This window comes from Nocardia sp. NBC_01377, from assembly GCF_045040005.1.
Taxonomy (GTDB): domain Bacteria; phylum Actinomycetota; class Actinomycetes; order Mycobacteriales; family Mycobacteriaceae; genus Nocardia; species Nocardia noduli.
The window spans coordinates 7,028,962-7,052,115 of sequence record NZ_CP109566.1 but is presented as its reverse complement, the minus strand read 5'-3'; the positions used below and the strand labels follow the sequence as shown (position 1 = coordinate 7,052,115).

At 68.6% G+C, this 23,154-nt stretch carries 14 protein-coding genes; 6 read left to right on the top strand and 8 right to left on the bottom strand.

Translation table 11 applies throughout. The features are described from left to right. Positions 1-62: 62 nt before the first annotated feature. Positions 63-1,385 (bottom strand): UDP-glucose dehydrogenase family protein, encoded by a 1,323-nt coding sequence (locus tag OG225_RS32510; RefSeq protein WP_405178659.1) that lies wholly within the window; start codon positions 1,383-1,385, stop codon positions 63-65. Positions 1,386-1,523: 138 nt separating this feature from the next. Here OG225_RS32510 and OG225_RS32505 point away from each other — a divergent pair, with 138 nt between their 5' ends. The 3 genes from OG225_RS32505 to OG225_RS32495 all read left to right on the top strand — a co-directional run bounded on the left by OG225_RS32505 (position 1,524) and on the right by OG225_RS32495 (position 4,282). Beyond that, positions 1,524-2,060 (top strand): YdcF family protein, encoded by a 537-nt coding sequence (locus tag OG225_RS32505; RefSeq protein ID WP_405178658.1) that lies wholly within the window; start codon positions 1,524-1,526, stop codon positions 2,058-2,060. 281 nt (positions 2,061-2,341) lie between these two features. Beyond that, the gene (locus OG225_RS32500) at positions 2,342-2,896 is read left to right on the top strand and encodes a PASTA domain-containing protein (RefSeq protein ID WP_405178657.1); all 555 of its coding nucleotides are present in this window, start codon (positions 2,342-2,344) and stop codon (positions 2,894-2,896) included. 156 nt (positions 2,897-3,052) lie between these two features. Then, positions 3,053-4,282, top strand: a complete 1,230-nt coding sequence (locus tag OG225_RS32495; protein WP_405178656.1) for an acyl-CoA dehydrogenase family protein — start codon at positions 3,053-3,055, stop codon at positions 4,280-4,282. A gap of 121 nt (positions 4,283-4,403) precedes the next feature. On the opposite strand, the gene OG225_RS32490 is transcribed toward OG225_RS32495, so the two are convergent. Beyond that, positions 4,404-7,721, bottom strand: coding sequence for a (Fe-S)-binding protein (locus OG225_RS32490; protein ID WP_405178655.1), 3,318 nt, complete (start codon positions 7,719-7,721; stop codon positions 4,404-4,406). A 398-nt stretch (positions 7,722-8,119) separates the two neighbouring features. Between OG225_RS32490 and OG225_RS32485 the strand changes: the two genes are divergently transcribed. After that, complete coding sequence (locus tag OG225_RS32485) at positions 8,120-8,941, top strand: hypothetical protein (protein WP_254189981.1); 822 nt, start codon at positions 8,120-8,122, stop codon at positions 8,939-8,941. A gap of 64 nt (positions 8,942-9,005) precedes the next feature. On the opposite strand, the gene OG225_RS32480 is transcribed toward OG225_RS32485, so the two are convergent. From OG225_RS32480 to OG225_RS32455, 6 genes are all read right to left on the bottom strand, one after another. Beyond that, positions 9,006-9,896, bottom strand: coding sequence for an NRDE family protein (locus OG225_RS32480; protein WP_405178654.1), 891 nt, complete (start codon positions 9,894-9,896; stop codon positions 9,006-9,008). Positions 9,897-10,038: 142 nt separating this feature from the next. Beyond that, positions 10,039-11,331 carry a S1 family peptidase gene (locus tag OG225_RS32475; protein ID WP_405178653.1) on the bottom strand — a complete coding sequence of 431 codons (1,293 nt, stop codon included), beginning with the start codon at positions 11,329-11,331 and terminating at the stop codon, positions 10,039-10,041. A gap of 147 nt (positions 11,332-11,478) precedes the next feature. Next, positions 11,479-12,837, bottom strand: coding sequence for a S1 family peptidase (locus tag OG225_RS32470; RefSeq protein ID WP_405178652.1), 1,359 nt, complete (start codon positions 12,835-12,837; stop codon positions 11,479-11,481). 176 nt (positions 12,838-13,013) lie between these two features. Then, complete coding sequence (locus tag OG225_RS32465; RefSeq protein ID WP_405178651.1) at positions 13,014-14,159, bottom strand: hypothetical protein; 1,146 nt, start codon at positions 14,157-14,159, stop codon at positions 13,014-13,016. A 40-nt stretch (positions 14,160-14,199) separates the two neighbouring features. After that, positions 14,200-16,788, bottom strand: a complete 2,589-nt coding sequence (locus OG225_RS32460) for a LuxR C-terminal-related transcriptional regulator (RefSeq protein WP_405178650.1) — start codon at positions 16,786-16,788, stop codon at positions 14,200-14,202. Continuing rightward, complete coding sequence (locus OG225_RS32455) at positions 16,781-18,667, bottom strand: Hsp70 family protein (protein WP_405178649.1); 1,887 nt, start codon at positions 18,665-18,667, stop codon at positions 16,781-16,783. The genes OG225_RS32460 and OG225_RS32455 overlap by 8 nt, the downstream gene beginning before the upstream one ends. 295 nt (positions 18,668-18,962) lie before the next feature. Here OG225_RS32455 and OG225_RS32450 point away from each other — a divergent pair, with 295 nt between their 5' ends. After that, positions 18,963-21,236, top strand: coding sequence for an IniB N-terminal domain-containing protein (locus OG225_RS32450; protein ID WP_405178648.1), 2,274 nt, complete (start codon positions 18,963-18,965; stop codon positions 21,234-21,236). Between the two features lie 17 nt (positions 21,237-21,253). Then, positions 21,254-23,152 carry a dynamin family protein gene (locus OG225_RS32445; RefSeq protein WP_405178647.1) on the top strand — a complete coding sequence of 633 codons (1,899 nt, stop codon included), beginning with the start codon at positions 21,254-21,256 and terminating at the stop codon, positions 23,150-23,152. Positions 23,153-23,154 lie beyond the last annotated feature (2 nt).

Here is a 23,154-nt window from a genome sequence, read left to right as displayed (position 1 = left end):
CCGGGGCCCGACTGGGTGGACGTCGACGGTCTCGGAAAAGGTCGCTCTCGTCGCCCGCAACTCTACGGCGTACCGAGTCCCGCGTACACCCATCCGGCATCTCGCCAGGTGGCACGATCGAGACAGTTGCGGCCGTCGATGATGGACCGCGCGCGGACAACTCGTTCGAGGTTCTCGGGCCGCAACGCCGTGAACTCGTCCCATTCGGTGAGCACGAGCACCACATCGGCCCGCTCGCACGCCTCGGCGACCGATGTCGCGTAGTTCAGCGTCGGGAAGACGCGGCGCGAATTCTCCAGTGCCTTGGGGTCGTACACCGTGACGACCGCGCCGTGCAGCTGGATCATGCCCGCCACATTCAGCGCGGGGGAATCGCGGACGTCGTCGGATTCCGGTTTGAAGGCCGCGCCGAGTACCGCGACATTCGCGCCGAGCAGCGATCCACCGCACGCCCTGGTCGCCATGTCGACCACCTTGGTACGCCGCCGCATATTGATGTTGTCGACCTCGCGCAGGAACGCGACAGCGTGGTTCGCACCGAGTTCGCCGGACCTGGCCATGAACGCGCGGATGTCCTTGGGTAGGCAGCCGCCGCCGAAACCGAGCCCGGCGTTGAGGAAGCGGCGACCGATGCGGGCGTCGTAACCGAGTGCGTCGGCGAGCATGGTGACATCGGCGCCGGTCGCTTCGCAGACCTCCGACACCGCGTTGATGAAGGAGATCTTGGTCGCGAGAAAGGCATTCGCCGACACCTTGACCAATTCCGCGGTCGCCAGATCGGTCAGCAGGAACGGCACCTCGGCGGCGATCAGTTCCGCGTAGATCTCGCGCACCAGTTCTTCGACGCGATCCGCGCCCGCGCGCGCCCTGTCCACCCCGAGCACCAGGCGATCCGGGTGCAGCGTGTCCTTGACTGCGAAACCCTCGCGCAGGAATTCCGGATTCCACGCGACTTCGACATCGGTCGACGTCAGCGCGCGCGCCCTGGCACCGAGGGCGGTGGCCGTGCCGACCGGCACGGTGGATTTGCCGATGATCACCGACGGGCGTTCCAGCAGCGGGGCGAGTGTATCCACCACGGCGTGCACGTATTTGAGATCGGCGGCGTATTCGCCCTTCTTCTGCGGGGTGCCGACGCCGAGGAAATGCACATCGGCGTGCGCGGCGGCCTCGGCGTAGGAGGTGGTGAAGCGCAGGCGGCCCGCGTCCAGGTTGCGCCGCAGCACGCTCTCCAGGCCCGGTTCGTAGAACGGCACCACGCCGTCGGACAGTTTCGCCACTTTGCCGGGGTCGATATCCACCCCGATGACATCGTGTCCGAGTTCGGCCATGCACGCAGCGTGCGTGGCCCCGAGGTACCCGGTCCCGAAGACTGTGCATCGCATGATTGATTGGTAGGCCCCGCCGATGGCCGCGCCGCGTCAGCGAGGCAAGTGTCAACGCAACAGCAGGTGTACAGGCGGCGACGTGCCCACCGGAATCGCTGTGACCTGCGGTGATGTGTCGTCGCTAGCATCGAGGGCATGCGTGGACGCAAATACGCGGTGACACTGCTCGGTGGCGCGGCCGCCGCCGTTGTCGTCGCCGTCGGGCTGTGGCCGGTGTACGTCCGTCCCCTCGTCGACCGGCCCGCACCGGCCGACGCCATCCTGGTTCTCGGCGGCGCCCACGACGGCCGCGAACAACTCGGCCTGCGCCTGGCCCGCGACGGCTACGCGCCGCGCGTGCTCTTCTCCGATCCCTACGAATACAGCGCGCGGATGAACCGGATCTGCCACGGCGGCTACAGCTTCGAGGTGATCTGTTTCGATCCGTCACCGCGCACCACCCGCGGCGAGGGGCGGGAGCTGGTTCGGCGTGCCGAGGTGGGGAACTGGCGACGCGTCATCGTGGTCACCTTCACCCCGCATATCTCGCGCGCCCGCTACATCCTCGGAAAGTGCTGGTCGGGGGAGATTCTGTTCGCGGACGCCGCACCCGGGTTGTCGGTCGCCCGCTGGGCCTACGACTACGTGTACCAGTCCGCGGGTTACGCGAAGGCATTCGTCGAGGACTGCTAGTCGCTATGTGATTGCCAGCTAACGGAATCAGGCGAGAGCAATTCGTGAAAAAGTCTAGCTTTTCGGCTGATCTCCAGGCAGCATGTCGTTTCGATGCCACTTTTCATTGGGGAACGAGTGCGCGCCAATCATTAGCTCAGTCATAACATGTGGGGAGTTCGTGCATGAGACATCAACAGCGTCCGCGACAGTCGAACTACTACCGTCCGCCGCGCGGTGGGGTACAGCGCAGTGGCGTGCCTCGGGGTGGCGTGCCTCGCGGCCGTGCGTCCAGGGGTGGCGTGCCGACCCCGCACCGGAAGCAGACGACGGCACCCTCGTGGGCGTGGTTCGCCGCGGCGCTGGGCGCACTGCTCCTCGCGGTCTTCGTCGGGTCGGTGGTGGGTGGTGGAGATGACGCGGAGTCGTCCGCCGCGGCCGTCGGCACCCTCGCGCCGGTGAGTTCCTTCGGCGGTGCGCCGATGGAGGTGGTCGAAGCCGGGAATCCGGTGACCCCGGCGACGACGGAGCTACCGGAGACGCCGGTGACACCCAGGGCTCCGGCCACGTCGGTGGCCGCCCATCCCTGGACGCGGATGTCGGCGGCCGAGGAGGTGACCGAAGATGTCGCGGTGCCGAATGTCGTGTGCATGAATCTGCGCGACGCGCAGTACGAGATCCAGGCGGTGGGAGCGCGGTACTCGGGCTCGGTCGACGCGACCGGTCAGGGGCGGATGCAGGTTCTCGAACGCAATTGGATCGTGGTTTCCCAGACGCCCGCGCCCGGCGCGATCGCCGGTGGGGAGGCTGTGGTCCTGTCCGTGGTCCAGCTCGGCGAACTCAGCGTGTGCGGCTGAGCGGCACCGGTGTGGCGGTCGACTCCCGGACCGTCGATCACTGAACTGCTGGCATGCGGCTTCAGTTTGATTTCGGTGCGCACCGGACATAGATTGTGTCATGTTGGCGGGTAGCCAACAGTGGTGCGACGCGGCATATCCCCTTCGGGAGGGCAGATGGATTACGACTGGTCAGCGGCTGATCTTGCCTTTCGGGACGAGGTTCGGGCGTTTCTCGACGAGAAGCTGACCCCGGAACTGCGCCGCGCCGGTCGGCTGGCGACGAGCGTCTACCCGGATCACGGCGCGAGTATGGAATGGCAGCGACTGCTGCACGAGCGTGGCTGGGCCGCGCCCGCGTGGCCGGTCGAACACGGCGGCTGCGACTGGAGCCTGACCCAGCACTACATCTTCGGCAGGGAAGCGACCCTCGCCGGCGCGCCGACACTGTCGCCCATGGGCATCAAAATGGTGGCCCCGGCCATCATCGCCTTCGGCACGCCGGAACAGAAGAATTACTACCTGTCCCGAATCCTGACCGGCGAGATCTTCTTCTGCCAGGGATATTCCGAGCCCGAGGCCGGTTCCGACCTGGCCGCGCTCACCATGTCCGCGGTCGATGACGGCGACGATCTCGTCTGCACCGGCAGTAAGATCTGGACCACCCACGCCACCGAGGCGAATTGGATCTTCTGCCTGGTACGCACCTCGCGCACGGGTAAGAAACAGCAGGGCATCACCTTCGTGCTCATCGATATGACTTCGCCCGGTATCGAGGTCAGGCCGCTGGTGATGACCTCCGGCGAAGAAGTACAGAACCAGGTCTTCTTCGACAATGTGCGGGTGCCCAAGAGCAATGTGCTCGGAGAGATCGACCAGGGCTGGACGGTCGCTAAATACCTGCTCGTCCACGAGCGCGGCGGCGCGGTCGCGCCCATGCTCCAGGTGATGGCCCAGGCTCTGGCCACCGCGGCGTCCGAGCAGACCGGTCCCGACGGCAACCCGCTGATCGAAGATCCCGCGTTCGCGGCGCGACTGGCCGAGGCCAGGATTCGCACCGAAGTGCTCGAAATCCTCGAATACCGCACCGTTTCCGCGATGGCGTCGGGTAAGGATCCCGGGCCCGCGTCCTCGATGCTGAAGATCATCTCGACCGAATTGAGTCAGCAACTCACCGAACTCGCCCTGATCGCGGCCGGACCGCGCGGACGGGTCTACCAGCCGCACACCACCGCGCCGGGCGGCCCTGTCACCGAATTCACCCCGCCCGCCGACGGATATCGCAGTGGCCGCGAATGGGAAGCGGTCGCGCCACTGCGTTACTTCAACGATCGCGCGGGTTCGATCTACGCGGGCAGCAACGAAATTCAGCGAAATATCCTCGCCAAGGCAGCATTGGGGCTCTGATGGACTTCACACTCACCAAGGAGCAGGAACTCCTGCGCGACGCGCTCGCGGGATTCCTCGGTGCGCGCTACGACCTGGAGAAGAGCCGCACCGCAGCCGATCGGCGTGGCTGACTACTTACTCAGTTCTTACGCCCCGGCGCCTTGGCTCCGGACTTGAAGCCGAGTCCGCCCGGTTTGGCGGTCGGCGGAGCGACGGGCGGGGTGCCGTTGCTCGAGGCGGGCTTCTCCTCGCCGGGTTCCGTCGATGCCTCGGCGGTCGCCGGTTCGGGATCGGCAGGGGCGGCCGGTTCGGCGGGGGCCGCCGGTGCCGCTGTGGATTCGGCGGGAGCCGCTGCCGCCGTCGCGGATTCGGCGGGTTCCGCTACCGTCGCTGTGGATTCGGCGGATGCAGTCGCCGGTTCGGCCGGTGCCGCCGCGGACTCGGCCGGAGCCGCTGCCGCCGCGCCCGGTGCCTTGGGACCGGGCCGCTTGAACCCGGACTTCATGGCGAGACCCTTGGCGGCGACCGTCGGCTTGATTTCCTCGGCCTCCGAGACCGATCGGTTCGCGGTCGATTCCGTAGCGGTCGATTCGGGGGCCGGTTCTGGTGCCGTGGTTTCGGCAGGGGCGGCCGGAGCCTTCGCGCCGGGTGCCTTGGCCGCACCCTTCATACCCAGGCCGCCACCCGGTGCTTTGGCACCGCCCTTCATGCCCAGGCCCTTGACCGGCGGAGTCACGGGAGCCTCGGCCGCGGGTGCGGCTTCGGCGGGCGCGGATTCGGCCGCGGGGGCCTTGGCCCCCGGCGCCTTCGCCGCGCCTTTCATGCCGAGTCCGCCACCGGGTGCTTTGGCCGCGCCCTTCATGCCGAGTCCCTTGACCGGCGTCGCTGCCGGTGCTTCGGCGGCGCTCTCCGGTGCGGCTTTCGCCCCGGGCGCTTTTGCCGCGCCTTTCATGCCGAGTCCGCCACCGGGTGCTTTGGCCGCGCCCTTCATGCCAAGACCCTTGGCCGGTACCGGTGCCGGTGCCGGTGCTTCTGCGGGTGCTTCCTCGGCTTTCGCGCCCGGCGCTTTCGCCGCGCCCTTCATGCCGAGTCCGCCGGGCGCCTTGCCGCCCTTCATCGCGAGACCGTTGGTCGCGGGCGCCGCCTTGGTTGCGGCGGGCGCTTCGGCCTGCTCGGCGACGGGTTCGGGCTCCGCCTCCGGTTCGGGTTCGGGTTCGGCCTTGGGCTCCTGGATGACGACCAGGTTCTCGCTGAGCACCGACGCTTCGACGCGGTCGATCGAGTCGAGCATCAGCTGCGCGACGTCGACGACCTCGACGCCTTCGCCTTCGCCCTGCTCCTGACGCGCGGTCACACCGTCGGTGAGCATCACGCGGCAGAACGGGCAGCCGGTGGCGATCTTCTTGGGCGAGGTGGACAGCGCCTCGTCGACGCGGTCGATATTGATGCGCTTGCCGAGCTGCTCTTCCATCCACATGCGAGCGCCACCGGCGCCACAGCACATGGAACGTTCGCCGTGGCGCGGCATCTCGATGAGGGTGGAACCGGACGCCGCCATCAGCTCACGCGGTGCGTTGTAGACCTTGTTGTGACGGCCCAGGTAGCAGGGATCGTGGTAGGTCACGTTCTGCGAGACCGTGGCGACCGGGATCAGCTTCTTCTGCCGTACCAGGCGATTGAGCAACTGCGTGTGGTGCACCACTTCGTAGTTGCCGCCGACCTGCGGATATTCGTTGTTGAGCGCGTTGAAGCAGTGCGCGCAGGTGACGACGATCTTCTTCTTGCTCTGTTCGACGCCGTCGAAGACCGAATTCAGCACCTCGATGTTCTGCGCGGCGAGCTGCTGGAACAGGAATTCGTTGCCTGCGCGGCGCGCGGAGTCACCGGTGCAGGTCTCCTCCGCGCCGAGCACCATGAATTTGGTGCCCGCGGTGGCGAGGAGTTCGGCGACGGCCTTGGTGGTCTTCTTGGCGCGGTCCTCGTAGGCGCCCGCGCAGCCGACCCAGAACAGATATTCGTATCCGTCGAAGGAATCCGCATCCTTGCCGAAGACCGGGATCTGGAAATCCATCTCGTTGATCCAGTTGAGCCGGTCCTTGGAGTTCTGGCCCCAGGGATTGCCCTTGTTCTCGAGATTCTTGAACAGGCCCGCCAGCTCGGACGGGAATTCCGATTCGATCAGCACTTGGTAGCGGCGCATATCGATGATGTGGTCGACATGTTCGATATCGACCGGGCACTGCTCGACGCACGCGCCACAGGTGGTGCACGACCACAGGACCTCGGGGTCGATGATGCCGCCGATATCCTCGCCGCCGACCAGGGGGCGCTCGGCCTCGGCGCGCGCCGCCTCGGAGATCTCGGCCAGTTTCGCCTCGTCGGGTTTGCCTTCGGCGTCGACCAGGCCGATCTCGTCGCCGCCCGTATCCTTGCGCCCGCCTGCCAGCAGGTAAGGGGCCTTCGCGTAGCCGTGGTCGCGCAGCGACATGATCAGCAGTTTCGGCGAGAGCGGCTTACCGGTGTTCCACGCGGGGCACTGCGACTGGCAGCGACCGCATTCGGTGCAGGTGGTGAAGTCGAGAACGCCCTTCCAGGAGAAATCCTCGAACTTTCCGGCGCCGAGGGTATCGGTGTCGGCGTCGACGTTCTCCATGTCGAGGGCCTTGCCGTTCGACATCATCGGCTTGACCGCGCCGAGCGCGACACCGCCGTCGGCCTCACGCTTGAAGTAGATGTTCGGGAACGCGGCGAACCGGTGCCAGGCCACACCCCACGTGAGGTTGCGGCCGACCAGCAGCAGGAACAGGCTGCCCGACATCAGTTTGACGAACGCGAAGACCGAGATCAGCACCGCGCTCTCGGGCAGGATCTTGGCGACCTGCATCGTGAAGAAGTCGGTGGCGGCGTTGGAGTGGTGGTAGGTGGCGATCTTGCCCGCCTTCACCAGAATCATGCCGAGGCCCTCGACCAGGACGATCGATTCGATCACATACGCCGGGCCGAATTTGGAACCGCTGAAGCGCGAGAGCCGGTCGGGCACTCGCGGGTGGTTCAACTGGCGGATGACGATCAGCGTCACGATGCCGACCACGGTGCCGATGCCGAGGATCTCGTCCAGCAGGTGGTAGGCCGCCCAGTCACCGAAGATCGGCCAGTGGAATTCGGGATCGAAAGTCTGGCCGTATGCCTCGAAGAAGAGGATGAAGCCCGCGAGGAAGCCGATCATCACGAGCCAGTGCGCCCAGCCGACGGTCCGGAATTTGTTCATCCGGGTGTGGGCGAGGAATTCGATCAGCATCTGCTTGATGCGCGGGAAGAACGGCCGCCAGCGATCGGGAGCGGACTGGCCGACCATGATGGTCCGCGTGATTCCGCGGACGCCGCCGAAGAACGACGCCCAACACAGGAGGCTGAGCGCCGCCCCAATCGTGCCCAGCGTCAGTGTCAGGGCATTCATGTCGCGACCTTTCTCTAGAGGCAACACGAGTGGTCGAGGTCGGCTGTGCCGCCGACTCGGTTGGCTCGTATCGTAACCGCCGGTAAGTTACTCACCAGTAACTATATGCCCCATCGTACGATCGGGATTTGGTTGTTATCCCCGTATGCTGGGGCTTGACCCGGAATTTACCTGTGTGGAACATCACAGGAAGTCATTCGGAAGCCGTAAGTGCGCGGAGGTTTCTCACCGTAAAGTGCGAGGACATGTGTCCAATCGGTAAGGACACGCTTACTCTCATTGGCGGGTAATGGATCTCGCATCTCGGGACCGATTCGACTAGGCTCAGCTCGTTCTGTTTGCTGTGCTCGTATTCGCACCGCTCGGGGAGAATCCGGAAGGGCCGACCACCTCTCGGATTGAATGAGCTCTCGCGTGAGAAAACGAGCTGCCACAACTCTGATGATGGATTGGAAAACCGAATGAACCTCCGCAGGACCACCGCGGCGGCCACGCTGGTCATCGGCGCGATGACCGTGGGCATCGGCACCTCGCACGCCGATCCCGCACCGGCGCCCGCCGCTGAAGAAGGCATCAACTACTCCGTCAAGCTGGTGGACAAGGTCGTCGTCGCGACGCTTCGTGGGGGAACCTTCGCGCTGACGCAGAAGGACGGCGCGACGCCGGACGCTCCGAAGGTGAATGTCGTCGACGTCAAGGACGACAAGGGCAACGTCGTCATCAGCCTGCCGATGGAATTCGATGCCGCCGGCACCGAAATCCCGGTGAAGCCCGAGGTCAAGAAGGACGGCACCGTCCTCGAGGTCACCCCGCAGAAGCCCGCGAATCTGCGCCTGGACGCGCCGGTCGCGCCCAAGGCGGTTTCCGCGCAGCCGATCGCCTCGGCCAACGAGAACCAGCGGGCCCAGAACGACTTCGCCAGCAAGTTCGGCATCGGCACCGCCATCGGCGGCTTCGTCGGTACCGCTGTCGGCGCGATCATCGGCTGTGTCGTCACCCTGGTCGCCGGCTGCGTGCCGGGCCTGGTGACCGGCGCGGGCGTCGGCGGCATCCTGGGCACCATCGCCATCGGTGGACCGACCCTGGTCGCCGCGGGCGTCGAGCTCATCAACGTGATGCAGGCCGAGGCCGACACCACCCAGTGGTCGGACAAGAAGCCGGCCGATGCCCCCAAGGTCGCCTCGGGCGAGGCCCCCAAGGTGGCCGACGCCCCGAAGTAGTCTTTCGGACGCAATTCATCGCACCGATCGGCCCGTTCCCGCTGGGAACGGGCCGATCGGCGTTCTAGGACGTCGCCCGCGCCCCGCCCATCGGCACGGTGCCGCGGAAGGCCGCCTCGCCCTGCGGGTTGCCGAGTCTGCCGAACGAGCGCTCGGCCATATCGAATGTCCCGTCCTCGCGTACGAGCAGGACCGTGCTCGCCCGTGTCCCGTGTACCGGGTGGGCGATGAATCCGGCCGATAGCGCGCGTTCGTCGTCCAGCGGAACCCCGGTGTGCGGCAGCGCTTCGTCGGGCGCCTGGACCGGATCGGCCAGCACCTCGAAATAGTCGTCGAGGGAACCGGGTTCGGATTCGACGACCTTGCGCAGTCCGGCGAGGCCGTTGCGTACCTTCGGCCAGATCGGGCGCGCCGCTTCCGGTTCGGCCGACGGGCCGAGCGTCGCGGAGGTGACGAAGGTGCCGTTGGACAGGCCGTGGAATCCGGGAGTCAGCTCGCGGGGCGGTGCGGCGCTGCGGTTGGAATGCCACCACAGCCGCTCGAGATCGGAAACCACCACGTTGTACCCGTTGTAGTCGTCCGGTGCCGCAGCGACGCCTTCGAGGTACTGCCGTGGGCCGGGGAATGCACCGTGCGCGCCGCGATCGGAGAGTCCGCGCAGGAAATCCATCAGTAGCGCGCCACGGGAGCGGGCGTCGGCGCGCTGGTCGTCCGGATTGCGGACATTGGTGACCGCGGTGAATCGGGCGTGCCGCTCGTTCAGGCCCAGCCAGGTGCCGGGCGGATCCGCGTCGGATACACCCTGTGCGCCGATGTCACGGCCTGCGAGTACCCCCGGCACCTCGGTCCAGCGCCGCATCGACTCGGTCGGCCGGGTGTAGTACTCGTCCCGATTGGCCGCGACGATCAGCCGATAGCCCGGGTGCGCGCGCCAACCGATCAACACCAAACACATACGGTCCAGAATGCCGCACCGGGGCGGTCGACGGCACCGGATCGCAGCGCGTTCAGGCTGCGTAAGGGCAGTGGAAACCTGCCGTGGAGCAGCGAAAAGGCCGGTAGCGACGCGCGCTACCGGCCTTGATCGTCTGTACCGATTACTCGGTCCGGACCCGCAGTCCCGGATTGTCCGAGAGGACGACGCTGACCGGCTGCGCGAACAGCTGCGGCACATCGCCGGTGAGGGCGCCGATCAGGTTGGGGATCGCGCAGATCGGATAGTCGGCCACCGACGAGGCACTGGAGATGCCCAGCGCCAGCCGACCGGTCACGACCGCGCCGCCGCTGTCACCGGGCAGGGCGCAGATGTTGGCGGAGAAGCTCTGGGTGAGTTCCCGGTCGCCGACCAGGACCGTCTGGTCGACGGCGTTGATCACACCGCAGCTGAAACCGGTGCGCGTGCCCGACTTGCAGACCGGCGCGCCGACGACGGGGGTGCCGACGCCCTCGATCAGGATCGGAGCGGCACCGGGCACCCGGACACCGTTATTGGTGAAACGGTCCTTGACCTGGTCGTTGATGCGCACGATCGAGTAGTCCTGCGAACCGAGCACCGACTTCTGGAACACACCGAGTTGTGCGCCGATCCGCTCGCCGTTCACCAGTTCGTGCACGGCCGCGGCGCGGTCGGTTCCCGCGGACGGCAGATCCGGGTTGCAATGGCCCGCGGTGATGTTGACGACGTTGCCCGAGCGGTCGGTGCCGTTGAAGCCGAAGGAGCAGCGCAGCGAGCTGCGACCGGCCACCGAGGCGAAGCCGTCGCCGCCGATGAGCGAACCGCGGTCGGCCGCGCTCGCGATCTCGTCCGCGGCGGGAAGCGCCTCACCCGCGATCGGCGGGGCCATCACGATGATCCGGGCGGGATCGATGAAACCGGGCAGCGGCAGTCCAGCCTGATCGACCCTGACCGCGATGCTGTTGTTGACGGTGTCGATCACGGCGCCGCGCACCAGGTTCGAGATCGCCTCGGGCTGGCCGTCGAGCCAACGCTCGAACGCGGTCTTCTCACCGCGCAGGGTGGCCTCGCTCTTGGCGACATTGCGGACCTCGAAACCGGCCGTCTGCGCCGACTTGCGCGCCTCGTCGGCCCCGGGGCCCTGGGCGACGGCGACGACCGCCTTACCCGAGTCGTCCAGCCACGATCCCGCGAAGACCTGGGGGTACTGCCGCTGCGCCGTGGTCGCGAAGGCCGCGATCTGCTGCGCCAGATCGGCGCGACGCAGGTATTCGTCGGGGGAGATCTTCAGATCGCGGGTGACGGCGGCGACCAATTCGGCGGGCAGCCCCGGCGCCTCGGCGGGTTCCGCGTTCGCCACGGCGGCGGTCGGTCCGAACAGCAGAATCGCGACCGAGGCCGCGATCACTGTCTTCTTGACTCTGGTCCGTCGCACAGCTGATCGGAACTGACCTCTACGTGGCAGCAAGAGCATGCCCAGACTATATGGGTTCGCGACCGGTATCACTACTCATCCCAAGGTGCGGTAATGCCGGACTCGGACTCGATCGGCCCGCGTCCGGCGATGGTCATAGGTTCGGTGTCACTGGTTGGCGGGCTGGGTGCGGACCGAGATGCCGCTCCCGACGCCGCCGCCGGAATTGGCGTCGATATCGGCCAGGATGGCGCGGATCGGAATGCCGAGCGAGGCGGTACCGCCGTAGGGGGCGAGCTGGGTGTTCGCCTCGGTGCAGTTGGGGGCGTCGGCGGCGTTGGAACCGCTGGTGATGCCGAGCGCGAGCGTTCCGGTGACGATCGAGCCGCCGCTGTCGCCGCCGAGGGTGCACGCCGAGCTGGCGAATCCGCGCACCGTCTTGCTCTCGCCGTCGGCCGTGTACAGCTGGGTCTCGACCCGGTCCGCCACCACGAAACCACAGGTGAAGGTGGACGACTGCCCGGATTTGCAGACGGGAGCTCCGGTGACGGGTTCCGCGGTGCCGGTGATGTTGAGCGTCGTGCCGTTGGCGCCGCGCACCGACGGCTGATCCATACCCGCTTCGACGGCGCGCGAGTTCAGGCGGATCACCGAGTAGTCGAGTCCGGACTGTCCGCCCAGCTCCGCGGTGAAGAAGGTGCCCACCTCGGGACTGTTGGTGATGTCCCTGATGTTGGGCAGGTAGACGCTGGCCTGCTGGTTGGCCTTGCTCAGGTTCGGATCGCAGTGCCCCGCACTGATGTTCAGCGCGTTACCGGACGCGTCGACGCTGTTGAAGCCGAAGGAGCAGACGTCGACGCCCCGCAGCGAGGTGTCGTGCAGGGAGGTCGGCGCGCTGATGTAGGTGTCGCCGCCCATCGGCCGCCGCTCGACCGGTCCGCCGCCACCGGGCGACAGGATGACCTTCACGTTGGCGATCAGGGTCGGCAGATTCAGCACGTGGCCCGCCGGGGTGTTGGCGATGCTGAGCACGAGCTGGCTGTTGAGGATGTCGATGGCCACCGAGTTGATGGCCTCGGACAGATCGCGCGGCAGCGTCGCGATCCACTGATTCACCTGGGTCAGCGAATGTTCCAGGTTGTTCGCCGACACCGCGGAGATCCGGGTCTGGTAGCCGTCCGCGCTGGCGATCCGCGCGGCGTCGGCCGAGGTGACCGCGACGACCGGTTTGCCGTCGGTGCCGATCCACGCCCCCGCGAAGGTGTCCGGGCGCTGGGAACGGAAATCGCGCGCGTAGCGCCCGAGTTCCTGGGCCTGGGCGGCCCGGTCGAGATATTCCGACGGGGTGAGGTTCAGGTCGCGTGAGATGGCCTGCACGAGTTCGGCGGGCAGGTTTTCGGCGGACAGTTGTTCGGGAGCTTCCGCCGAGGCGGACCCGATGCCGAGCAAGGGTGCGAGGAGAACGGTCGTGGCCACTCCGATCGAGGCAGCCTTGACCGCGGCGCGACGCGCCACCAACTTGCGCATGAAGTCCCTTCGTCGGCACTGATGTGCCAGCTAAATCCATGGGCCAGGGCAGAATCCGTTGGCGCACAGTCATCGTCCAGCATCGCACCGGCGTCCGCGAACATTGCGTCGAACGTTGCGACAACACCGGTCAGCGCACCACTTTAGGGCACAAACCGTTGTCCGGCGTCACTAAATCATCGGATCGGCGGGACTTCCACGGTGAACGTGGGTGGCGTCCAATCGGAGTCCGTCGGCATCCACCCGGGCGGCGTCGGAAACCACGGGCGTGTCGTCGACCGACGGGCGGTCGTCCGACTGGTGGTACTCGGCGCCGTCGTCGTCGGTTCGGCCGTGGTCGTCGTCGGTTCGGGAGGCGGTGGTTCCGGCGCGGTGGTCGTCGATTCGGGTTCGGTGGTGCCGGTGATGACGATCGTCGGCTCGGCGGTCGGCAGCGCGATCGACAGCGGCGGGGGCGGCGCGGCGGGTGTCGACTGGTCGGATTGCGCGTCGCGCACCGGCGGCGGTTCGGGCGCGCTCTCCCCGTGCAACACGACAGCGACTCCGAGACCGCCCAGTGCCAGTCCGAAGAGCGCGGCCACCGCGATGAGCAGGGGGGTGCGTCGTTGATTCGCCGTGGCGGCGGGGGCGACGACCGCGGCGGGGGGCACGGTATCGACCCGCGCGGTATCGCTGAGCACCTCGGTGGGCAGCGGCGCGGCGGCCGGCATGGCCTGGGAGTAGGCCTGCGGAAGTGCCATGGCCGCGGCGACCGCGGGGATCACGTCCGTCTTGACCGTCGCGTTCTCGCTGTTGGCCGGATCGGGCGGCGTCGCGCCCGCGGGGGTGGCCAGCACGGCGGCCAGCGCCGCGCGGGCCGCGTCGTAGGCGAAGGACCTTCCGGGCTGGGCGGTATCGATCGCGGGGAGGTCGGCTTCGCTGACCAGGACCACCGAGCGCAGGCCGAGATAGTCCAGCGCCTCACGTGAGGACTGCACGAGGGCGGGCGACCATTCACCGGGGTGGGTCGCGTAGAACTCGGCGGGCCCGCTCAGGAATTCGGTGGTCTGGTTGATCAGACAGAACAGCGCGGTGGCGAAGAGATCCTCGGCCCGATACGCCTCGCCGTCATCGACGGACAGCCCGGCCGGATTGCCCACCGCGCCGACGAAACCGGTGATCGAATGCGAACCGGGCGGCGCGTCACCGCCGAGGACGGTGTCACCGTCCTCGGCCATGTGCAGGATCGAGTCGCGGACGAGGAAATCCAGCTGACCGGCGTCGGTGACGATCGCCGCCGTGCACTCGTCCTCGGCGATCCGCAGGCCCACCCCAGTGGCCATCCCAATTCCTCGCTTCGACATCGTCGGGCCCGTGCCGTGATCACACCAGCAGCGAGCCGTGTCCCATGGCGCGAAGCATCGACAATAGCTCCGAACGTGACCCGGCACCGATTCGGCGCCGTATGCGGGCGACGTGATGCTCCACCGTCTTCGCGGAAATGTACAGGCGAGCGCCGATTTCCCGATAGGTCAAACCGAGCAGGACCAGTTCGGCGACCTCCCGCTCCCGCTCGCTGAGAATGGGATTGCCGTCGGTGCTCCGCACGGCGGGATCGGGCGTCGCGCCGCGTCCGCGAGCGGGCTGCGCCGTCGCGGTCGGTGGCGGTGAGAATTCCTGCGGGCGGGATTCGGACCGGATCGCGCGGGCCAGTTTCAGCAGCGCGGTCGCCGTGGCCGAATCGTCGGCGGCCAGCGCGGCCTCGCTGGCGAGACGGGCGGCGTCCCAGGTCAGCCCGATATCGCGCAGACCGGTGACGGCCTGCTCCACATGCGCGGCCGAGACCTCGCCGCGCAGGACGAAAACCCAGGTGCGTCCGGCGTCGGCGAGGACGGCGGCGTGCCGATCGCCCGATTCGGCGGCGGATTTGAGCAGGTGGGCGTGTGGCAGCAGGTCGTCGGGGCTCTTGTGCGCGATGGCGGCCTGGACGCCGTACCAGTGGAACGCGTTGGCCCAGGTCGGTGGCTGGTTCAAGGATCGGAGCAGCGACAGCGACGCCTCGACCAGGGGCGTGATCCGGCGTTCGTCGCGCAATCGGATACCGGCCAGCCAGAGTTCGCCGACCGGCAGCAGCGTCAGCAGGTCCGCGTCGACGTCGTCGAAGAGCGGGTAGGCCGCCTGCCACGTCTTGGTGAGTGCCACGTGGTCGCCGCCGCGCCGGGCCAGACCCACCGCGACGCCGTGGGCGAGCAGGCGGTCACGGATGTCGAGCGCGTCCCAGTCCAGGGCGGCGACGGTGGCCGCCGCGCCCTGCTCGTCACCGCCGAGCATCGCCACCCAGGCGGCCAGCACCCGCAGTTGCCCGCTGCGCACGCCGTTATCCGTCGCGCGCAGCAGCGATTCGCCCGCCCGGCGGGGTTCGCCGGTGCTCAGGCACAGCAGTGTCGCGATCGACACCGGCGTGCACGGCAGGAACCGATCCGAATTCACGTCGATATGCGCGGCCTGGAGCAATGTCGACACCGCGACGGCGGACTCGCCACGGGTCAGGGATGCACCGAGTGCCGTCGCGATCAGCCGGGCCTGGGTGTTCGCCTCGGTCGGGGGCCACTGCGCCGCCGCGCCGGAGAGTTCCGCGGCGTCGCGGACATTGCCGGCCAGCGACAGCACGGTCGCGCCGACGGCCCAGTCGGGACCGATGCGGTGCGCGCCGAGCCAGGTGTAGAGCTGCGCGGCGCGGCCGACGAGCCCGCGCCGAGTCAGCACTCCGGCGCAGATCCGCACGGCGTCGGCGAGTTCGGCGCCGGTCACCTCCGAGCGGGCGAGTACCGGTTCGGCCAGGCGCATGGCGGTCTCACCGTCACCGGTGCGGGCCGCCGCCTCGGCCCAGCGCAGTGCGATCCGGTCCTGATCGGCGCCCGCGCCCGCGGCGGCGCTGTAGAAGCGGACGGCGGCGGGCCCCGCGTGTTCGGCGGCGGCGCAGAGGAAGTCGGCCAGGCGGTCGTCACGGACGCCGGATTCGGCCAGTGCCAGCGCCGTCTGGTCGCGTAGCAGTCCCGCGTCCAGTCTGGCGGCGAGAAGTCTGCGCTGGACGGCGAGATAGCGACGATCGCCGAGGATGGTGCGCAGCGCGGGAACGGCGGGAGCGAGCAGCAGATCGGCGTCGGTGACCAGGGCGGTCGCCCGTGCCCGATCGATGAGACGTTGGGCCGCTGGGGGATCGACGCCGAGTACTTCGGTGAGTTCGGTCGAATCGAGTCCGGTGCCGGTGGTGGCGACGGCGAGCGTCTCGAGTAGATCCGGTTCCAGATTGTCCAGAAGTGAACGCGCCCAGTGCGAGACGGCCTCGTCGACCGCGCGCACCCCCGCGTCCAGGCGGGCGGAACAGGCCGCCGTGAGCGCCGCGACGACGCCACCGCGGATACCGCCGGTCTGCTGGTGGATGTGCTGAGCCACCGCGCGCGGCACCGCCATCCCCAACTCCCTGGCGAACGGGGTGATATCCGAAACCCCGAGCGGGCGCAGGTCCACGACGCGGCCACGGCGCGCGACCGCGTCGGCCAACGCGCGCAGACGAGTGTCGTGTGGGCGCGGCTGGGCCGCGACGACGACCGTGTACTTGCCGGATTCGATACTCGCGCAGAGTGATTCGAGATCGCTTGGACTCAGGGTGTGGGCGTCGTCGATGATCAGCGCCGGGCGCGGGCCCGCTCCGCTGTGCCGACGCGCTCCGCTGCCGTCGGTGTCGATCGCGATGTGCTCGGGCATCGGCGCGTAGAGGTTCTCGCGGATGGTCTCGCGCAGTGGTACGCCCCTGGCTCGCAAACGGGTGCGGACCGCGGCGAGCAGGGTCGATTTACCGGTGCCGGAACGGCCTCGGATCAGCACCGTGGAGGTTTCGGGGTCCGTCGAATCCAGTTCGCGGAAGATCTCTCTGACATAGGGCATGGTGTCGAACGCGATGTCAGCCACCGTTGCCTCCGAGAATCTCGCCCGGCGCGTCCAGGATGGTGCCTACCGCGCCGCCCACCCCTTCGCCGACGCCGTCGATGGTGTTCTCCAGCACGCCCGTCGGCAGGCTCGGCACCTGCGGTTTGGGCACCGTGGGGGCGGGCAGGGGAATCTGCGTGGGTTGAGGCTGCGGCCGGGGCGCGGGCTGCGGCGCCGGTTGTGGCTGCGGCGCCGGTTGTTGTTGTGGCGCGGGCTGGGGCGCCTGTGCCTGCTGCGGCGTTCCGTTCTCGGGGGTCGCCGCGGTCGCCGGGCCGCCCGTGTTGGGGGCGGACTCGCCGGTTCCGGCCTGGGCGGGAGCGCTCTGACCGTTCACGACGCCGACCGTGCCGCTAACGGGGGACGCGCCCGTGGGGGATCCCGTTCCGCCTGCCGGATTGCCCGCCTGCGGCGCACCGGAAGTGGCCGGATTCGCCGCGGGCCGCGCGGGCGCGGTTCCGTCGGCGCTCGAGGTCGTGTTCGCGGACGCCTGTTCACCGGGCGTCACCTGTTGCCGCTCGGTGGACGCGGGCTGATTCGGGCTTCCGGGGAGACCGGTGCCGATCGCGAGCGTGCCGGCGCCGATCAGACCCATGACCAGCGCGGCGCCCGCGACGATCGCGACACGTCGCCGGGTGGTCATCCCCGTGGCCGGTGGCGCGACGGGCAGTGCGTCGGCCTGGAGATCGGTGGCGGGCCGGGCGGCCGTGACCGCGGCGGGCAATGCGTCGGTGGGGGTGTCGGCGACGAAGCCGTGCGGGGTGGTCGCCACCTCGGCGGTGAGCAGATCGGTCGCCAGGGCCGCCGCGCCGCGCGCGCTCGTCTGCGCGGGGTCGGGCGCGGCGACCACCGGGAGGCCGAACTCGGTGGAGATCAACTCGGCGACCAAGGGGATCGAACTGCCGCCGCCGGTGAGCAGCACCCGGCCGATATCGCCGATACCGAGTCCGGCGCGGAGGACCGCGTCGCGGATCAGATCGAGCGAGACCAGCAGCGGCGCCCGCAGTAGTTCCTCCAGTTCGTCGCGGACGAGACGGATCCGCTGGCCGCCGGGAACGGTGGGATCCAGCCCGACCGGAACAACGGTCGCGGTATTTATGGAAAGCGCTTCTTTCGCTTTCCGGCAGTCGGTGCGTAAACCCGACAATTCCTTTTCGATCACCGGGTCGAACGGGTCGAATTCATTTCCCTGCCGCGCATTAGCCAGAATGTAGCGCATCACCAGCAGGTCGAATTCGGCACCGGCGACATCGGTTGTTCGCAAGGGAGTAGCGAGCGGACCGGCGTGCGCTCCGGTGCGCATCACCGAGATCGTGAGCCCGGTCGCGCCGAGGTCGTAGACGACGACAGCGCCGTCGTCGAGCCGTCCGTGCGCGGCCTCCAGCCAACCCATCGCCGCGGTCGGCTCCGGGATCAGGGTCACCTCGGGCAGGTCGGCGGCGGCGAGCGCGCCGCGTTGCACGTCCACCGTGTGACGCGACCACCAGGCGGGATGGCAGACGATCACCGCTTCCGGCGCTTGTGCTGTCGCCGTGGCTGTTTCGTCGACCAGGCAGCGCACGGCGGTGGCGACCAGTGCGGCCGCGGAATGGGTGGAGCCGTCCTCGGCGAGCAGATCGACCGGATCGCCGACGCGATCGAGGAATCCTTCGAACACGATGTCGTTCGAATGTCGGCTGCTCGGACCCGCCGCCGTCCCGAAAACAGGGCCGGAATCGGCGCCGAGGCGCAGCACGCTGGGATGGGTCAGGACGGTGCCCCCGTAGGCGGGGCCGACGTCGACATCGTCGACGGTCCCCGATGTCGCCACGGCGACCGAATTCAACGCCCCGACAGTGATGCCGAGCGCCAGACGCTCTGTCATTCGTGAACCTCGCTCGAGAATTCAGTGGGTCCGATGGTCGCTGCTGTGTTGTCCCTGCACGAACGCCGAGTGTCGCGCCGACGCATCAGATCTGTCGGTTGCTGGTTGAGAACCGTTACCGACGGCCGGGGAAAGACGGGGAAATTCCCCTAATCCGGCGACGGCCCCTAATGGGTTGCCGAGGTGAGCCATAGGGGTGAACCCCGTTTCTCGTAACGAGTTCGGTCCCTAGCGTGAAATGTATTCCAACTGCCGCGGATGGAAGCGGTCCGCCGATCCCAGGAGACGATTCCAGATGACACCCAATGCGATTCTCGAGTTCATCCTCGGCCTTTTGCGCGACCGTGAAGCGGCGCTCGGCTACTGCGCCAACCCCGAGCAGGCCCTCGCCGCCGCCGGACTCGCGGCCGTGACACCGGAAGACATCGCCGCCGTCGCCCCGATGGTAGCCGAATCCGCGCTGGTCGCCGGCGGTTCCCAACTGTCCGCGATCGTCGCGGCGGGCGGGAACGCCGCCGCTGCCGCCGCGGTCACGGCCGGTGCAGTCGCCGCGGCCGACGCCGGAATCGGACTTGGCGCCGACGCGCAGACCGGTGCCGACATCAGCCTGAACGGAGACACCGGTCTCGACCTCGACCTCGATCTCGGTATCGGCCTCGACTCGGGCCTCGACGCGGGCCTGCAGGTGGGCGCGGGAATCGGCGGCGGGATCGACGCGGGTCTGAACGCGCTCGCCGACCTGACAACGACCATCGGCGGCGCACTCGGTCTCGGCGGATCGACCGGCGCCGACGTCGATCTGGACCTCGATTCCGGACTGGGCGGTGCGCTGGACGGCGCGGCGGGTCTCGGTGCGGGTCTCGGTGGCGCGCTCGACGGCACAGGTGGCGCGGTGGCCGACCTCGGCGCCGGTCTCGACGGCGCGCTGGGTGGTGCCATCGGTGCTGCCGCCGGTCTGGGTGCGGGGCTGAACGGTGCCATCGATGGTGTGGCAGGTGCTGCCGCCGGTCTGGGTGTGGGGCTGACAGGTACGGCCGACGCTGCGGCCGGTCTGGGTGTGGGACTCAATGGAGCGCTCGGTGGTGCGGCGGATGCTGCGGCCGGTCTCGGGGTAGGGCTGAACGGTGCGCTCGGTGGTGCGGCCGGTATCGGCACGGGGCTCGACGGAGCTCTGAACGGAGTCGTAGGCGCCGCAGGTGATTTGGGTGCCGACTTGAACGGTGCGCTCGGTGCGGGCGCCGGTCTGAACGGTGCTCTCGACAGTACCGTCGGCGCGGCAGCCGACCTGGATACCGGCCTCGGCGGTGCGGTCGGCGGTGTCGTTGACTCTGCTGCCGGTATCGGCGGCGAACTGTCGGGCGTCGTGGACGGCGCCCTCGGTGCTGGCCTGGACGGGACTCTCGGTGCCGCGACGGGGGTCGGTGGCGAGGTAGGTGCCGGTGTCGGTGGGGCAGTCGGGGCGGGTGCGCAGGGGGTTTCCGGGTTGGAGGCGAGTGTTGCGACGGGTGTGGGGGCGGCGCTCGGTGCGGGTGCGGAAATCGGTGGTGGGCTGGAGAGTGGGCTGGGCGGGAGCGGTTTGGAGACCGGGCTGTCCGGTGGACTCGACGCCGTCGGTGATGCGGGTGCGTCGGTGACGACCGGTCTCGGTGGTGCTGTCGGCGCGGTGGGACAGGTGGGTTCCGGGCTGGAGGCGGGACTTTCCGGAGCTCTCGGTGCGGCCGGACAACTCGGCTCCGACGTGGACTCCGGGCTGTCGATCGGGCTCGGTGGAGCAGGGCAGGCGGGGGCGGGACTCGGTGCGGCCGTGGATTCCGGCGTCGGACTCGGCGGAGGTCTCGCTGCCGGTCTGGGTGGTGCCCTCGGTACCGCAGGTCAGGCCGGTGCCGGTGTTGAAGGCGCGCTCGGTGCGGCCGGTCAGGTGGGTTCCGGGTTGGAGTCCGGACTGTCCGGTGCGCTCGGTGGTGCGAGCGCGGTCGGCGCGGGTGTCGGTGGTGCGCTCGGTGGCGCAGGCCACGTCGACGCTGATGGAGCCCTCGTCGGTGCGGGCCAGGTAGGCGCCGGTGGCGCATTCGGTGGCGCATTCGGTGGTGCGAGCCAGGTGGGTGCCGGACTGGAGACCGGCCTCGGCACCGCGGCGGACCTCGGCGCGGGTGCGGCAGGCGGATTGACGTCGGGGCTGGATTCGTCCGGCTATATCGGCTCGGGTCTGTCGACCGGTGGCGGTCTGACCGGCGGACTCGATTCGGGTCTCACGACCGGCGGTGAACTGGGCGCCAGCGCGGCCGCCGGACTCGGCGGTGCCGTGGATTACGGTGTCGGCGCGGGTGGTTCGGCCGCCGGCGCGGGGGCGTTCGACACCGGCGCGCAGGCCGATTACGGCCACGGTGTCGGTGCGATGGCGTCAAGCGCGCTGTCCTCGACCGCGAATACCTGGTCGTCGCTGGATGTTTCGAGCGCGTTCGGTTCGGGTCTCGACAGTTCGGTCACCGGTGAGTCCGGGTTGTTCGGCGCGGCCGACTCCGCTGTCGACGCAGGGGCCGATCCGTCCGCCGACGCGTTCCTGCACTGAAAGAGGTCGACACCGCGATGGGGACTCCCACAACCACTCCGCCCGCCGCGCCGGCGGTACCGCTGCTGGCGGTGCTCGCCGACACCATCGCGGCGGCGCGCGCGGCGGGGCGCGACGATCTGGTCGGCCGCCTGGAGGTGGCGGCGGGCCGGGTGCGCGATCCGCGCCGCCGCATCGTCGTCACCGGACAGTCGGACCAGGGTAAGAGCCGTTTCGTCAACGCCCTGCTCGATATCGACATCTGCCCGGTGGGCGACGACACCACGACGACGGCGCCGATGCTGCTCGCTCCCGGCCCGAAGGCGCGGGCCGTGCTGGTGCTCGCGGGTCCGCAGCAGGGAGCGCAGGAGACCCGCGTCGAAGTTCCGATCGAGGAACTCGGCTCGGTCACCGCGCGCTCACCGATCACGCAGGGCCGACGAATCCTGCGCTGGGAGGTGGAGTTGCCGAATCCGCTGCTGGCCGACGGTATCGTCCTGGTCGACACCCCGGGGGTCGGCGGGCACGGAAGTTCCGGTGCGGCAGGGGTTCTCGGCATGGCGCAGGGAGCGGACGCGGTGCTCGTGCTCTCCGACGCGTCCACCGAACTGACCGAACCGGAACTCGCGTTCCTGCGTCAGGTCCGGGAACTGTGCCCGAACGTCGCGCTGCTGCTCACCAAGACCGATATGTATCCGCACTGGCGGCGGGTGCACAAGGCCGATCTGCGCCATATCGGCGCGGCCCGACTCGAAGTGCCGATCATTCCGGTGTCGTCGCTGCTGCGTTCGCACGCGCTGCGGTTGCAGGACGCCCAACTCGGTGTCGAATCGGGATTCGGTGTGCTGTACCAGTTCCTGCGCGACCAGGTCGTCGCCCGCGATCAGGCCGCGACCAGGGATCTGGTTGCCCGCGACATCCATTCGGCCGCTGAACATCTGGCGTTGGCACTGGGCAGTGAGCTGGTCGCGCTGCGTGATCCGGGTCAGGGTGCCGCGGCGATCAGCGAATTGCAGTCCGCGCGCGCCTCGGCCGAACAGTTGCAGCGGCGGACCGCGGCGTGGCAGCAGACGCTCGCGGACGGCATCACCGATCTGGCGGGCGACGTCGATCACGATCTGCGAGATCGGCTGCGCGGCATCGCCCGCACAGGGGAGGAATGGATCGACGAGAACGATCCTGGCCGCAGCTGGGACAGCATCGCCGAATGGCTCACGGGCACCGTCGATACCGCGATCGGTGACAATCTGCTCTGGACCCATCGGCGCGCGGTCCTGCTGGCCGAACGGGTCGCCGAACATTTCACCGATGTGGGCGCGGTCGAACTGCCCGATGTGCGCACCGGTCACGACAACGACGAATCCCGTTCCGGTGCGGGCACTCTCGGCGAACTGGAACCGGATATCGGTTTCGCGAGCAAACTGCTCGTCGGTATGCGAGGTTCCTACGGCGGCGTCCTGATGGTCGGACTCGCCACCACGTTCGCGGGGCTCGCCATGCTCAATCCGATATCCATCGGGGCGGGTGTCATCGTGGGCGGCAAGGCATTCCGAGACGACAAGCAGGCCCGGCTGGCGCGCAGGCGCAACGAGGCCAAGACGGCGTTGCGCCGTTTCGTCGACGATGTCGCCTTCCAGGCGGGCAAGGATTCCAAGGACCGGCTGCACCGGATCCACCGCGCGCTGCGCGATCACTACGGCGGCGTGGCCGAACGCAGTCTGCGCTCGATCGACGATTCGCTGCGGGCCGCGCAGGAGGCGGCGTCGATGGAGGCGGCGAGGCGCACCGAACGTTGCCGGGTACTCGAACAACAACTGCGCGCCGTCGCGGAACTGCGCAGGCATGCCGACGCCGGGCAGCGGGCCATCGCCGCGACCGGCACCGCGACCCCCGTTGCCGCACCCGAGGAAAGGAGCGTCGGTACGGTAACCCCGTGAAC